13 protein-coding genes and 1 pseudogene are annotated in these 14,150 nt (G+C 73.4%); 4 read left to right on the top strand and 10 right to left on the bottom strand.

Translation table 11 applies throughout. The features are described from left to right. Positions 1-13 precede the first annotated feature (13 nt). Positions 14-769: a 4'-phosphopantetheinyl transferase family protein gene (locus tag LADH09A_RS14875; RefSeq protein ID WP_238645711.1), complete on the top strand. Its 756-nt coding sequence runs from the start codon at positions 14-16 to the stop codon at positions 767-769. Here the strand turns inward: LADH09A_RS14875 and LADH09A_RS14870 are convergent. The 10 genes from LADH09A_RS14870 to LADH09A_RS14825 all read right to left on the bottom strand — a co-directional run bounded on the left by LADH09A_RS14870 (position 664) and on the right by LADH09A_RS14825 (position 10,919). Then, a complete protein-coding gene (locus LADH09A_RS14870) occupies positions 664-2,013 on the bottom strand; it encodes a class I adenylate-forming enzyme family protein (protein ID WP_238645710.1) in 1,350 nt (449 codons plus the stop codon). The genes LADH09A_RS14875 and LADH09A_RS14870 overlap by 106 nt on opposite strands. A 768-nt stretch (positions 2,014-2,781) precedes the next feature. Continuing rightward, positions 2,782-3,099, bottom strand: coding sequence for an antibiotic biosynthesis monooxygenase family protein (locus tag LADH09A_RS14865; protein WP_238645709.1), 318 nt, complete (start codon positions 3,097-3,099; stop codon positions 2,782-2,784). After that, positions 3,096-4,346 carry a beta-ketoacyl synthase N-terminal-like domain-containing protein gene (locus tag LADH09A_RS14860; protein WP_238645809.1) on the bottom strand — a complete coding sequence of 417 codons (1,251 nt, stop codon included), beginning with the start codon at positions 4,344-4,346 and terminating at the stop codon, positions 3,096-3,098. The genes LADH09A_RS14865 and LADH09A_RS14860 overlap by 4 nt, the downstream gene beginning before the upstream one ends. A 38-nt stretch (positions 4,347-4,384) precedes the next feature. Continuing rightward, positions 4,385-5,659 (bottom strand): beta-ketoacyl-[acyl-carrier-protein] synthase family protein, encoded by a 1,275-nt coding sequence (locus LADH09A_RS14855; protein WP_238645708.1) that lies wholly within the window; start codon positions 5,657-5,659, stop codon positions 4,385-4,387. Continuing rightward, entirely contained in the window at positions 5,656-6,060 is a 405-nt protein-coding gene (locus LADH09A_RS14850; RefSeq protein ID WP_179779256.1) for a cupin domain-containing protein, read from the bottom strand. Before LADH09A_RS14850 ends, LADH09A_RS14855 begins: the two co-directional genes overlap by 4 nt. Next, positions 6,053-6,808 carry an SRPBCC family protein gene (locus LADH09A_RS14845; RefSeq protein WP_238645707.1) on the bottom strand — a complete coding sequence of 252 codons (756 nt, stop codon included), beginning with the start codon at positions 6,806-6,808 and terminating at the stop codon, positions 6,053-6,055. Before LADH09A_RS14845 ends, LADH09A_RS14850 begins: the two co-directional genes overlap by 8 nt. Then, positions 6,805-8,271, bottom strand: a complete 1,467-nt coding sequence (locus tag LADH09A_RS14840) for an acetyl-CoA carboxylase biotin carboxylase subunit (protein WP_238645705.1) — start codon at positions 8,269-8,271, stop codon at positions 6,805-6,807. The genes LADH09A_RS14845 and LADH09A_RS14840 overlap by 4 nt, the downstream gene beginning before the upstream one ends. 19 nt (positions 8,272-8,290) lie before the next feature. Continuing rightward, complete coding sequence (gene accB, locus LADH09A_RS14835) at positions 8,291-8,824, bottom strand: acetyl-CoA carboxylase biotin carboxyl carrier protein (protein ID WP_372492272.1); 534 nt, start codon at positions 8,822-8,824, stop codon at positions 8,291-8,293. Continuing rightward, positions 8,821-10,584, bottom strand: a complete 1,764-nt coding sequence (locus LADH09A_RS14830) for an acetyl-CoA carboxylase carboxyltransferase subunit alpha (protein ID WP_238645703.1) — start codon at positions 10,582-10,584, stop codon at positions 8,821-8,823. Before LADH09A_RS14830 ends, accB begins: the two co-directional genes overlap by 4 nt. Continuing rightward, positions 10,581-10,919: a TcmI family type II polyketide cyclase gene (locus tag LADH09A_RS14825; RefSeq protein WP_238645701.1), complete on the bottom strand. Its 339-nt coding sequence runs from the start codon at positions 10,917-10,919 to the stop codon at positions 10,581-10,583. Before LADH09A_RS14825 ends, LADH09A_RS14830 begins: the two co-directional genes overlap by 4 nt. Before the next feature lie 435 nt (positions 10,920-11,354). Between LADH09A_RS14825 and LADH09A_RS14820 the strand changes: the two genes are divergently transcribed. From LADH09A_RS14820 to LADH09A_RS14810, 3 genes and pseudogenes are all read left to right on the top strand, one after another. Further along, entirely contained in the window at positions 11,355-12,152 is a 798-nt protein-coding gene (locus tag LADH09A_RS14820) for an AfsR/SARP family transcriptional regulator (protein ID WP_238645699.1), read from the top strand. A gap of 90 nt (positions 12,153-12,242) precedes the next feature. After that, positions 12,243-12,584, top strand: a pseudogene (locus tag LADH09A_RS14815) (TcmI family type II polyketide cyclase); the annotation flags it as partial. Positions 12,585-12,681: 97 nt separating this feature from the next. Next, the gene (locus LADH09A_RS14810; protein WP_238645697.1) at positions 12,682-14,031 is read left to right on the top strand and encodes an FAD-dependent oxidoreductase; all 1,350 of its coding nucleotides are present in this window, start codon (positions 12,682-12,684) and stop codon (positions 14,029-14,031) included. The last annotated feature ends 119 nt before the right edge of the window (positions 14,032-14,150 follow it).

Here is a 14,150-nt window from a genome sequence, read left to right as displayed (position 1 = left end):
ATACCCTCTCTGCGTGGGTCAGCTGACGGCGTCCGGTCGGGACACCGCCTACGTGTGGGTCGGTCGGGATACCGGCGGTCAGCCGGATCCGGCCGCTGAGCTGCTGTGCCGGGCGGGACGTCTGCTGCTCGACCGCCCGGGGGCCGAGCTGGTGCTGACGCACGACCCGGCTGGGCGGCCGGTGGTCCGAGCCAGCGGCGACCCAGCCGGGTCGGTCGGGTTGCCGGTCAGCGTCAGCCGCACCGCCGGGCTGGTGGTGGTCGCCGCCCGCCGGGCCGGCGCTCTCGGTGTGGACGTGGAGCGGGTCCGCCCGCTGCCCGCGATGGCGCTGGCCCGCCGCTGGTTCGCGCCCGCCGAGCTGACCTGGTTGGCCGATCGGCCCGAGGCTGGCCGGGCGGTGGACTTCCTGCGGCTGTGGACCGCGAAGGAGGCGGTCGGCAAGGCGCTCGGGCAGGGTCTGCGCGGCGGCGGGCTGCGCCGGGAGATGCCGCCGCCGGGGCTGCCGTGGCGACCGGTGCCCGGTGCCGAGGCCCTGTGGGTCGGGCACCCGGAATTGGGCGGTGGTCTCGTCCTGGCGGTCGCGGTGCACGCCAGCACGCAGGTCGACATCGAGGTGGTGCAGCGGCCCGGTCACGGCGTCGCCGAGGTGGTGCAGCGGCCCGGTCACGGTGTCGCCGCCGAGCGCAGCGCGTCGGTGGAGCGGACCAGCTTGCCGGTGGTGGTGCGGGGCAGACTGTCGAGCAGGTGCAGCACGCGGGGGCGCTTGTAGCCGGCCAACCGTTCGGCGAGGAGCTTGTCCAGCGTCTCCTCCGACAACGGGCCGTCCGGTTGGACGTACGCGGTGATGCCGTCGTCCCACACGACCACCGCGGCACTCACCCCGGGCAGCTCGGCGACGGTCGCCTCCACCTCGGTCAGGTCGACCTTCATTCCGCCCACGGAGACCTGCGAGTCGAGTCGGCCGCGCACGGTGACCAGGCCGGTGGCGGGGTCGACGGTGCCGGCGTCACGGGTGTGCAGCCAGCCGTCGGCCCAGCGGGTCGGGTCGCTCAGCCCCACGTACGGCGACGCCGGGCAGGACACCCACAGCTCCCCGTCGGTCTCGCGGACCTCGATGCCGGGCGCCGGGAGGATCGACGGTCGGTGCGACCCGTGCAGGTCGGTGCCGATCACCCCGACCTCGGTCATCCCGTACATGTTGCCCAGCGGCACGCCGTACCGGTCGGTGAACGCCTGGGCGACCGCGGCCGGCACCAGCTCACCACCGGTGGTCATCCGTCTGAACTGCGGCAGCGGACCGGTCGGGCGGGTGGAGGCCAGCAGTCCGATGTGGAACGGCACGCCCAGCACGGTGGCGGGCGTCGCGCCGGCGCTGATCGCGGCCAGCACGGCGTCCCCGCTGAGCCGCTCCGGCGGCACCAGCTCGACACCGGCGTGCAGGCCGTAGAGCAGGCCGCCGACCAGGCCGAGCACGTGCACCATCGAGGGCAGCAGGATGATCCGCTCGCCGGGCAGCGCCACCCCGTCGATGCGGGTGTAGCGGCGCACCTCGGCGACCAGGTCGGCGGCGGTGCGACCGATCACCTTGGACGGTCCGGTGGAGCCGGAGCTGAGCTGGATGACGGCGTGCCCGCTGACCGCCGGGCCGTCGGCGTACCCGGAGACGCCCTCGGTGACGTCGACGAAGATCCGCAGCGCGCCGCCGCCGCTGCGGACCGGCGCGACGACCACCTGCGGGGTGAGCCGGGCCAGTGCGCGGTCCACCTCGTGGTCGGTCAGCCGGTGGTCGAGCAGGATCGCCTGCGCCCCGGCGCGCCAGGTCGCCAGCAGGTTCACCACGTACGCCAGCGAGGGCGGCAGCCGCAGCGCGGCAGCGCCACCGGGGCGCAGTCCGGCCGCCACGAGGCGGTCCTGCGCGGCGGTGACCAGCCGGTGCAGGGTGGCCCGGTCGATCGGCTCGGGCAGACGGAGACAAATGTCGGTCGGACGGCCAGCGAACAGGACTTCGTCCACCCATCCTGGGTCGGTCGCCGTAGGATCTTCTGTCGTCACTGCCGTTCACCGCCCAGCATGAAATAGGGCAAATATGCCCAGGACGTACGCTTGTCGGGGTGCTGCGGGGAACCATACGACGCCCTGCGAGGCCATTGCTAGATGCAAATGGCTGGATCAAAAGCAGCGGCCAGCCGGATTGCCGACAGCCCGTTCGGCGGGCAGGATCAGGCGCGCGCCTCGCCAGAGTGTCACCGTGGAATGACGCGTCGTACAACCGTCGTGCGGCCCGATCCGGACGGCCGATGGTGCCACCGGGTGAGCCCGACGAGGGTGGCGAGTCGCGCCACGCTGGCGGCTACACGGCCACTGTGGGGCGATCTCGGCGCCGAGGCCGCGTCGCCGAGGTGCGGGGCGCCGGCAGAGAGGGGCAGCCGCAGGGCACAGGGCCGTACGCGGTGTGGTGTGGGTCGTCGGTACCCGTTCGCCGGCCACGAGCCCCAGGATGGGTGGGACATGACGCCAGCCTGCCGCCATCCTGCCGGCGGCCGGCGCCGCGCCGCCGCTTCACCCCGACGGCCGACAATCTTGGACAGTTTCCGTTACGTCGTAACAGAAACTGTCCAAGATCTGCCCTGCCGGATCTCCGTCACGCCGCTACCGGCGTCGCCGGCACTGTCGGCCATCAGCGGCACCGGAGAGTGCATGATCCACCTCGCGGGGGCGACCGCGCGAGGGGTGTCGTGCCCGGCCAATCAGGCGAGCGCGATCATCGGCGGCTGCGGACCGTCAGGCGAGCGCCGGCGTCTGTGCGTGGATGTGGAAACGCAGCGAGCGGGCGTCGGTGAAGCACTCCCGCATCGGGCGCACCAGGTCCCGGTGTTCCGGGCTGCGCTCCCAGCTCTCGAAGTCGGCCAGACTCGCCCACTCGCTGGTGATCAGCCACTGCTCCGGGTCGGTCGACGACCGGCACACCTGGTCGACCAGGTGCCCCGGCACCCCGCCGGCCACCAGGTGCCGCACCTGCTCGTACGCGGCGAGGAACTGCTCGGTGCGCGGCACCGGCACCCGCACCAGAAAGACCACCCGGGCCCGATGCTCACTCATGACGCCCCTCCCCTCGTCGGCGCGGCCCCGCGCAGGACCAGCGCGCTGTTGAATCCGTCGAAGCCTCGGGCGCACACCAGCGCGAGCCGGCTGCGCGGCCGGCGGTGTTCCCGCAGGAAGTCCAGCTCGCACCCGTCGGCCACCTCGTCCGGGCCCGCCGACGCCGGCAGGGTGTCGTGCGCGAAGGCGAGCAGCGCGGTCGCCACGTCCAACGCCGAGCCGCCCTGGTACGCCCGCCCGGTCAGCGGTTTCTGGGTGGTCACCGGAGGCGGTCGGTCGGCGAACACGGCGCGCAGCGCCTCGGCCTCGCTGCGGTCGTAGCGGGGCACACCGAGCGCGTCGGGCAGCACCACGTCGATCCCGGCCGCCGCGACGCCAGCCCGGTCCAGGGCCAGCCGCATCGCCCGCGCGTACTGGGCCGGATCGCCGGCGCTGTCCGCCGTGGTGTGCGCGGCGTCGTGGGTGGCGCCCCAGCCGCTCACCTCGCCGTAGACCCGGGCTCCCCGGGCCAGCGCATGGCCCAACTCCTCCACCACGAACACCGCTCCCCCCTCCGCCGGCAGGTAGCCGCTGGCCGTGGCGTCGAACGGCCGGTACGCCCGCTCCGGGTCGGCGACGTCGCTGAGCAGCCCGGAGCGCAACTGGCAGGCCAGCGCGTACGGACTCAGCGGGCACTCGGTGGCCCCGGCGATCACCACCGGGGTGCCCCGGCGCACCGCGCGGGCCGCGTGCGCGAGGCTGTCCAGCCCTCCGGCCGCCTCCGCGACCAGCACGCCGCTCGGGCCCTTGAACTGGTGGTGGATGGACAGTTGCCCGACACTCGCCGCGTAGAACCAGGCGATCGACTGGTACGCCCCGACGGTGCGCGACGCCCCGCCCCACAGCCGTTGCAGCTCCCGCTGGCCGAACAGGTTGCCCCCCGACGAGCTGGCCAGGGTCACCGCGTAGCCGTACGGGTCGGGGGCCCGCTCGGGCAGCCCGGCGTCGGCCAACGCCAGCCGGGTGGCGGCGAAGCCGAGGTGCGTCCACCGGTCGGTCTGCACCAACTGTCGGCTGTCCGCGTAGGAGTCGGCGGTGAAGCCGGGCACCTCCCCGCCGAAGCGGGTCGGGTAGCCGGACGGGTCGAACAGCGTGATCGGCCCGGTCCGGCGGGTGCCGGCCAGCACCGTACGCCAGTGCGCGTCCGCGCCGATGCCGCTGGGCGCCACCACACCGATGCCGGTCACCACCGCCCGGGCGGTGCTCACGCCGTCGGTGTGTGGTGCGCCGTGCTGCTGCGCGGTGCTCACGCCGCCACCGTTCCGGGCAGCCGGCGGAACACCATCGCCGACTGGAAGCCGCCGAACCCGCTGCCCACCGAGAGGGCCACGTCCACCGGGACCTCCCGCGCCTCGTTCGGTACGTAGTCCAGGTCGCACTCCGGGTCCCGGGTGCTCCAGTTCGCGGTCGGGGGCACCACGCCGAACTCGATGGCCATCGCGCACGCGGCCATCTCGATCGACCCGATCGCGCCGAGCGAGTGCCCGACCATCGACTTGATCGAGCTGATCGGCACCCGGTACGCGGCCTGCCCCAGCGCCCGTTTGAACGCGGCGGTCTCGTGTCGGTCGTTCTGCCGGGTTCCCGACCCGTGGGCGCTGATGTAGGAGACCTGCTCGGGCAGGATCCGTCCCTGCTTGAGCGCGTCGGTCACGGCCAGGCTCATCTCCAGCCCGTCCGGCCGCAACCCGGTCATGTGGTAGCCGTTGCTGCGGCTGGCGTAGCCGGCCACCTCGCAGTAGATGTGCGCCCCCCGCCGCAGCGCGTGCCCGGCCTCCTCCAGCACCAGCACCGCCCCACCCTCGGCCAGCACGAACCCGTGCCGGTCGGCGTCGAACGGGCGGGAGGCGTGCGCCGGGTCGTCGTTGTCCGGGCTGGTCGCCTTGATCGCGTCGAACGAGGCGACGGTGACCGGCGAGATCGGCGAGTCGGCCGCCCCGGCCAGCATCACGTCCGCCTCACCGTCCACGATCATCTGATGGGCGTAGCCGATCGCGTCGATGCCGGACGTGCAACCGGTCGACACGACCTGCGCCGGGCCGTGCAGCCCGTAGCGGCAGGCCACGTCGGCGGCGAGGCTGCTGGGCACCAACGCCTGATAGAGGTACGGGCCGCCGCGCGCCGCGTCGACCAACCACCGGCTGCCGTGCTCGCTGACGGTGACGTACTCCTGTTCCAGCGCCATCGTCCCGCCCACGGCGGTGCCCAGCACCACCCCGGCGCGGTTGCGCTCGGCGTCGGTGAGCACCAGCTGGGCGTCGGCGACGGCCTCCGCGGCGCAGGCCAGCGCGAACTGCACGTACCGGTCGGCCCGGCTGCGCTCCGCGTCGGTGAGCCCCGCCGCGACCGGGTCGAAGTCGCACTCCGCCGCGATCTGGGACCGGAACGGCGACGGGTCGAAGAAGCTGATGCGCCGGGTGGCGGTCCGCCCCTCGGTGATGGTCTTCCAGAAGCGGTCCCGGCTCGCGCCGCCCGGAGCGACCACCCCGACGCCGGTCACCACCGTGCGCCGACCGGTCATGACCCGCCCCGCTGCTCGACCAACTCGGTGTCGACGTGCCCCAACTCGGGGCGGGGGGCGAGCGGGCCCAGGTGGAAGACCACCTCGGCCGGTTCGACGCCGGTGTTGCGCAGTCGGTGCCGCACGTTCACCGGGACGAACAATCCCTCTCCGGCGGCCAGGAGCGTGGGCTGGTCGTCCAGGTCGACGGTGATCGCGCCACGCACCAGGTACAGGAACTCCTCGCTGTACGGGTGGTAGTGCTCGGCGATCCGCTCGCCCGGCGCGAGCGCGGCCACCCCGAGGAAGCCCGAGGTGCTGCCGACGGTGCGGGGGCCGAGCAGCACCCGCAGCTCACCGCCGCGGCGCCGGTCGGCGGGTACGTCCCGGGCGGCGATCGGTCGGGTGCTCAGGTCACTCATCGTCGGCCTCCGTCGGCTCGTCGGTGGCCGCCGGGCGGTCCTGGTCGGCGCGCTGCCGGGCGATCCGCTCCACCCGGTCCTTGATCACTGAGAGTTGGATGACGCTGTTGGTGTTGATCCGCTCGGTCATCGCGGCGTTGTCGACCGGTGCGGTCGGCTTCATCGCGAAGTCCTGCGTCCACGCCATCCGGGTGCCGCCGGCCTCCTCGGTGTAGCGCCAGTGGATGCGCATGTACTCGAACGGCCCGGTCTCCACCCGGTGTGCGCGCACCTGGCGGCTCACCGGGTCGGCGGTACGCTCACTGACCCAGCTCCAGGCCACCCCGTTCTCGTCGGGGTACATGGTGAGCCGGAACCGCACCGTGTGCCCGTCGCGGTGCAGGATCTCCACCACGGCGTACTCGGTGAACAGCTCCGTCCAGTTCGCCACGTCGTTGGTGACCTCCCAGACCAGCGCCAGCGGCGCGTCGAGGACAATGCTGTTCTCGGTGTGCCCGGGCGGGTCGGCGCGGCGGGTGACCAGGTCGGCCACCGCCGGGATGCTCAGTTGCCCGGCCTGCTCGGGAATGGTCACCTGCCACCGGTCGGCGACGACCGCGGAGAGCTCCAGCAGGGCGAGGGAGTCCATGCCCAGCTCCTCCAGCGACGCGGCGGGCGCCCGGGCCGCGGCGTCGGCGTCCAGCCCGCAGTGCGCCACCAGGATGTCGGTGATCTCGGTGGTCATCGGGCGACCATGGGTGACGGTCATCGGGTCCTCCTGTGGGTTACGTCGGGCTGTGCGGCGGGCGAGGGACGCGGTGCGGGGCTGGCCGTCGGCCGTTGTGCGGGGGTGGCCGTCGGCCGTTGTGCGGGCGCCGCGCCGGGCACGCCGAGCAGACGGTCGACCAGGCCGGTGGTGTAGCGGCCCTTGCGGAACGCGGCGTCGTCGAGCACCCGCCGGACGAACGGGATGGTGGTGTGCACGCCCGGCCCCGCGATGTCGAACTCGTCGAGGGCGCGTTCCAGCCGGTTGAGGGCCAGTTCCCGGTCGGGGGCCCAGACGATCACCTTCGCCAGCAGCGAGTCGTACCAGGGGCCGACCAGGTAGCCGGCGCTGGCGTGGGTGTCCACCCGGGTGAACGGGCCGCCGGGTGGGGTGAACCGCTCCAACCGGCCGGGAGTGGGAGCGAAACCGCGCTCGGGGTCCTCGGTGTTGACCCGGCACTCCACGGCGACTCCGTGCAGGCGGATCTCCTCCTGCCGCCAGCGCAGCGGCACGCCGGCGGCGATGTGCAGTTGCTCGTGCACCAGGTCGATCCCGGTGACCATCTCGGTGACCGGATGCTCCACCTGGATCCGGCAGTTGATCTCCAGGAAGTGGAACCGTTCCTCGGCGTCGACCAGGAACTCCAACGTGCCGGCGCCGACGAAGCCGACCTCGAGCGCGCCCCGCAGCGCCGTCTCGGCGATGGTGTCGAGAACGGCGGCGGGCAGCGCCGGGGCGGGCGCCTCCTCCACCAGCTTCTGGTGCCGGCGCTGCACCGAGCAGTCCCGGGTGCCCAGGTGCACCCCGTTCCCGTGGGAGTCGCAGAGCACCTGCACCTCGACGTGCCGCGCCTCGGTGAGGTAGCGCTCGACGTACACCCGGTCGTCGCCGAAGGCGGACTGGGCGGCGGCCCGGGTACGGGCGTAGGCCCGGCGCAGCTCCCCCGGGGTGTGCACCACGGTCATCCCCCGGCCTCCGCCCCCGGCGGCGGCCTTCACGATCACCGGGTAGCCGACGGTCTCGGCCACCTCGGCCGCCGCGGCGGCGGTCGGCACCGGCGCGATGCTGCCCGGCGACAGGGGCAGGCCGGCGCGGCTCATCAGCGCCCGCGCCGAGGACTTGTCGGCCAACGCGGCCATCACCGCCGGTGGCGGGCCGATGAAGATCAGCCCGTTGTCCGCGCAGATCTCGGCGAAGTCGGCGTCCTCCGAGAGGAAGCCGTAGCCGGGGTGCACGGCCTGCGCGCCCACCTGCCGGGCCGCCTCCACGATCGCCGCCGCGTTCAGGTAGCTGCGTCGGCTCGACGCCGGCCCGATCCGGATGGCCTGGTCGGCGAGACGCACCGCCGCCGAGTCGGCGTCCGCGGCGGAGTAGACCACCGCCGTCCGCACGCCCAGCTCCTTGCAGGCGCGCAGCACCCGCAGCGCGATCTCGCCCCGGTTGGCGATCAGCACGGTCTCGAACATGGTCAACCACCCCGCGCCGTCATGCCGGGTCCAGTTCGACCAGCGGCTGGTCGTACTCCACCGGCTGGCCGTCCTCGACGAGGATCGCGACCACCCGGCCTGCGCGGTCGGCGGTCACCTCGTTCATCAGCTTCATCGCCTCGACGATGGCGACCGGCTGGCCCGGGCGGACCAGGTCACCCACCGCGACGAACGGCCTCGCACCGGGCTCCGGCGCCCGGTAGAAGGTGCCGACGATCGGTGCCCGCACCACGGCGCGCCCAGGCACCGACGGCCGGATCAGCGCCGCCGGTGGGCCGGGTGGTGGCGCGGCCGGCAGCGCCGCCGCCTGCGCCGGAGCAGCGGGTACGTCCGGTCGGGTCACCTCTTCGGGATGCCACTCGATCTCGAGCACCGCGGACCCGCTGCGCAGCCGGACCCGGCGCACCGGGCCGGCCAGCTCGGCGATCAGGTGCTGTGCCTGCCGACGCAGCCCGGCCAGGGACTCCTCGCCGCCCACCTCGGCGTCGTCCGGCGCCTCGACGGTCGACACCGCCCCGTCGCCGGCGGTCACCGGACACCTGCCCGGTTGACGCCACGGGTCATCCCGAACCGCCGGAAGCGCTGGCGACGGAGGCGGACCAGCATGGCGGGCGGCACGTCCAGCAGCGGCAGCAGGTTGGTCAGCAGGGCGGCGCGCAACCGCTGGGCGGTCTCCGCCGGGTCGTCGTGCGCGGCGGCCGGCGGCTCCGCCACGATCTCGTCGACGACGCCGAGCCGGCACAGGTCGGGCGCGGTGAGTCGCAGCGCGCGGGCGGCCTGCGGCGCCGCGGACCGGTCCGGCCAGAGGATGGCGGCGCAGCCCTCGGGGCTGATCACCGAGTAGACGGCGTTCTCCAGCATCAGCACCCGGTCGGCGACCGCCAACGCCAGGGCGCCGCCACTGCCGCCCTCTCCGGTGATGACCGCCAGCACGGGGGTGGGCAGCACGGTGAGGGTCAGGATGTTCTCCGCGATGGCCGCCGCCTGGCCCTGCTCCTCGGCGCTCACCCCGGGGTCGGCGCCCGGGGTGTCCACGAGGGTGACCACGGGCAGGCCGAGCCGGGCGGCCAGGCGCATCAACCGCAACGCCTTGCGGTGCCCGGCCGGGCTGGCCATGCCGAAGTTGCGGGCGACCAGCTCGGCCGTGGTGTGCCCCTTCTGGTGGCCGATGACCATCACGTGCCGGCCGGCCAGCCGGGCCACACCGCCCACGATGGCCGGGCAGTCCCCGCCGAGTCGGTCGCCGTGCAACTCCACGAACCCGTCGAAGACCGAGTCGAGGTAGTCCAGCGTGGTGGGCCGACCAGGGTGTCGCGCCATCCGGACGGTGTCCCACGCGTCGCGTACCGCCGGGGTTGTGTCCGCCGGTGCCACGGCCACCGGCGGGTCCGCCGGCCGCACCAGAGCGGCGTCGTCGGCGGTGCGGCGCTCGCGGCGCGACGCCGGCTCCTGCCGGGGTACGACCGGGTGGCCGGCGCGGGCCGGACGGCCGGCGCGGGCCGCGGCCAACAGCGCCATCAGCCGCCCGCGCAACGACCGGCGCTGCACCACCATGTCGACCTGCCCGTGCCGGAGCAGGAAGTCGGCGGTCTGGAAGCCCTCCGGCAGCGCCCGACCGGTGACCTGACGGATCACCCGGGGGCCGGCGAAGCCCATCCGAGCGCCGCTCTCGGCGAGCACCAGGTCGGTGTTGGTGGCGAACGACGCGGCCACCCCGCCGTAGGTCGGATCGGTGAGGACGCTCACGGTGAGCAGACCCGCCTCCCGCAGCGCGGCGATGGCCTGGCTGACGGTGGCCATCTGCATCAACGACAGCGCGCCCTCCTGCATCCGCGCCCCGCCGGAGGCGGTGACCAGGACGAGCGGGGTGCGGTCGTCCAGCGCACGCTCGGCGGTCCGGGTGATCAGCTCGCCCACCGCGCAGCCCAGGCTGCCACCGAGGAAACGGAAGTCCATCACCGCCAGCGCGACCGGGTGCCCGCCGATGGTGGCCGTGGCACAGACGACCGCCTCGGCCAGGCCGGTGCTGGCCCGCGCGGCGGTGAGCCGGTGCGGGTACGGCAGCACGTCGACGAAGTCGATCGGGTCCGCCTCCGGCAGCCGGTCGGTCAACGGGCGCAACGATCCCGGGTCGACGAGTTGGCGCAGCCGTTCCGGTGCGCCGAGTCGCGCGTGCTCGCCGCACTCCGGGCAGACGTCCAGGTTGCGGCGCAACCGTTTGCGGTAGAGCAGGCTCGCGCAGCCGGCGCAGCGGGACCAGAGCTGCTCCTCGCGGGGCGCGATGGCCGTCACGACCGCCGTCCGGTGTCCGGGGCGTCGAAGCGGTAGAAGCACTGCGCCATGGCGTCGCGCGGCGAACGCCAGGTCGGCAGGTACGGCGAGACGTACGGGCGCAGGCGGTCGCTGACCCGGATGAACTCGGGGTGACCACGGGCCGACTCCACCGCGCCCTCCGCCGGCTGCTCGGTCTCGAGCAGGTGCACATAGAGGTCGTGCAGGCGGTACAGCGAACGGTGCCGGACCCCGACCAGGCGCGGCAGCTCCGTCGCGTCCGACTCGGCGAAGATCTCGGCGACCCGCTCCTCGGCGGTCGGATCGACCTTCGCGACGATCAGCGATCGCTCCATACTGGGCCTCCCCCCACGGCGTCCGGCCGGCGACGGGTCGCCCCCGGACGCGCTGGACGACTGCCCACACGATGCGGCAGTCCTCGTCACGGCGGCGTCACCGCGAAGGGCTGACCAGCTACGCATGACGGTGACGCTGCGTTGACGCAACCTGTGTATCAGCTATGTGCCGGATGTGCCCGAGGCGACGGATCGATCGGATGTTTGCCCAGTTCAGAACCGATCTCGGATTGCCTGTCACTAATAGAAGGTCCACGTCGGCGTTGACTCACCGTGACTGCTATTGATAATCTTCACGGTGGTCAGCCCGGCGGCCTCAGCGGGCGGGGCCGCGCCCGGCCCCGCCGTGAGCGGTGAGGTCGACAGTGGCGTCACGGGCAACCGATCCGGGACACAGCAGACAGTCGGGACGAACGTCCCGCAGGGGGTGCCGCCGTGGCCGCTGATCCGTCCGTGCCGACCGCCGGAGAGCCGCCCGAGGAGGGCGTCTCACTTCACCTGCTCGGCGGCTTCCGCCTGCTGCGCGACGCGGTACCGGTCGTGGTGCCGCGTGGGCTGCAACGGGTGATCGCGCTGATCGGGCTGCGCCCCGGCGCCACCCGCAGCCAACTCGCGGGACTGCTCTGGCCCGACGCCTCCGAGGAACGCGCGCTGTCCTCCCTGCGTACGGCACTGTGGAGGCTCCGCCAGGACCCGTGCTGCCCGATGACCGTGGCCAGCGACACCGTACGACTCGGCGCGGCGGTCCGGCTCGACGTGGACGACCTGGTCGGCACCGCGGCCCGGGTCCGCGACGGCGACGATCCCCGCACCGCGGCCGGGGCGCTCGCCGCCGGCCGGCACGACCTCCTTCCCGGCTGGTACGACGACTGGGTGTTGCTGGACCGGGAGCGACTGCGCCAACTTCGCCTGCACATGCTGGAACAGGTCGCCGGGCAGCACCTGACCGCGGGGCGGCACGGCGAGGCCCTCGAAGCCGCGCTGGAGGCGATGGCCGCCGAACCGTTGCGGGAGACACCGCACCGGCTGGTCGTCCGCATCCACCTCGCCGAGGGCAACGCCTTCGAAGCCGTCCACGCCTTCTACGTCTACCGGGACCTGCTGCGCAGGGAGTTGCGCCTGGAGCCGAGCCCGGCGATGAGCGCCCTGCTCGACGACACGCTCGCCCCGATCCGCCAGGCCAGTCGGGACGCCGTCACCGATCGCCCGTCACCGGCCGGCCGCCGTACGTGACGGTGACGTGACAGGCCCTGCGGCACGGTGGGCGCACAGAGCACGTGGCGCCGACCCGAGGGTCGGAAGGCCACCGGCGGAAGGGGTCCCATGAGTCGTCTACTGATCGTCAGCCGGATCATCCCGGGAGCGGAGGGGCGGGTCGCGCAGATCTTCGCCGAATCCGACGCCACCGACCTGCCCGGCCTGACCGGCGTCACGCACCGATCCCTGTACTGCCTGCACGACCTGTGCGTACACCTGCTGGAGACCTCGGACGTCGACCCGGACGCCCTCGCGGCGGCCCGCAACCACCCGCTCTTCCAGCAGGTCAACGAGCGGCTCTCCGCGCACACGTCGCCGTACCTGCCCACCTGGCGTTCCCCCCGGGACGCCATCGCGAGCTGCTTCTACCGGTGGGACGCCACCGACGTGCCCGCGTCGCGACCGGCCAGCACCGACGCGTCCGCGGCGCGACCGGCCAGCGCTGGCGCGCCCGCAGCCCGCCCGGCGAGCACCGACACACCCGCCGCGCACCCGGCTGGCTGAGATGTCCCCCGCCCCACCACACGTCCTGGTCATCGGCGCCGGCACCGGCGGGCTGTGCCTGGCGCACGGCCTACGCCGGGCCGGGATGACCGTCGCCGTCTACGAGCGGCACCGCGACCGCACCGACGGGCTGCTCGGCTACCGCGTCGGCATCGGCCCGACCGGTAGCCGGGCGCTGCGCGAGTGCCTGTCGCCGGAGCTGTTCGCCACCTTCCTGGCCACCTGCGCGCGGCCACCGCACTACTTCAACGTGGTCACCCAGGGACTGCGCCAGACCGCGTCGTTCGCACTACGGCCCAGCGCAGACCCGGTGCGCACCGAACATTCGGTGGCCCGGATGGTGCTGCGCCACGTGCTGCTGACCGGCCTGGACGACGTGGTCCACTTCGACAAGACCTTCACCCGGTACGAGCAGCGCGACGACGGCACGGTCACCGCGTACTTCGCCGACGGCACCAGTGCCACCGGCGACCTGCTGGTCGGGGCGGACGGCACCCACTCGGCGGTACGCCGGCAGTACCTGCCGCACGCCGTCACCCGCGACGCCGGCACCATCAACATCGCCACCCGCATCCCGCTGACCGCGCACACCCGCGGCCTCGTCCCGGAGCGCGTCCGCCAGGGCATCTCACTGATCTTCGGCATCGGCGGGATCATGGGCGTGCTGCACGTCATGGACTTCAAGTGGGACGCCGAGCGGGCCATCAAGCCCGGCGTCAGTGACGCGGACGCCGCACTGCTGCGACAGTGGCCAGGCCTGTCCGACGACACCACCACCGACAACATCAACCTGATCATCTGGAGTGCCGCCCGCCGGTTCCCGGCCGACGTGATGGAACGCCGTGGCGAGGACCTCGTACGGGTCGCCCTGGAACTCACCACCAACTGGCACCCGAACCTGCGGGAGCTGCTCACCCGCGCGGACCCGGCCAGCGTGCTCCCGATCAACGTGTCGACGTCCGAGCCGGTGCCTCCCTGGAAGAGCAGCACGGTCACCATGCTCGGGGACGCCATCCACACCATGACCCCTGGGCGCGGCGTCGGCGCGAACACCGCCCTGCGCGACGCCCGGCTGCTCTGCGAACAGCTCACCCGGGCCACCACCGGCGACAAGACGCTGCTCCAGGCAGTGGCGGACTACGAGGCCGCGATGGCGCCGTACGGCTTCGCCCGGGTCGCCGAATCGTTGAACCGCAGCGGCACCAGCGGCGACGACCGCATGTACCGGCCGGTGGTGGGCCGACTCGCGCTGCTCGGCGCACGCGGCTACTTCGGAGTGACCAGCCGGGTGCCGCGACTACGCCGCCGGTTTGTCGACGATTTCCACACCTACGAGGGCGATCAGGACTGACTCGGGCAACAGCCCGTCGACCCGGGCTCGGCGTTCCCCGCCGGGTCCGGGTGTCGTCGTCTCCGTGCTGCGCCGGTCGCATCGCCGGTTTTGACGCGCCGCCAGCTTCGACGCGCCTG

Origin of the sequence: Micromonospora cabrerizensis (assembly GCF_022230955.1) — a bacterium.
Lineage (GTDB): Bacteria > Actinomycetota > Actinomycetes > Mycobacteriales > Micromonosporaceae > Micromonospora > Micromonospora cabrerizensis.
Note: the sequence above shows the minus strand (reverse complement) of the source record. Positions and strands in the feature narration are given on the sequence as shown.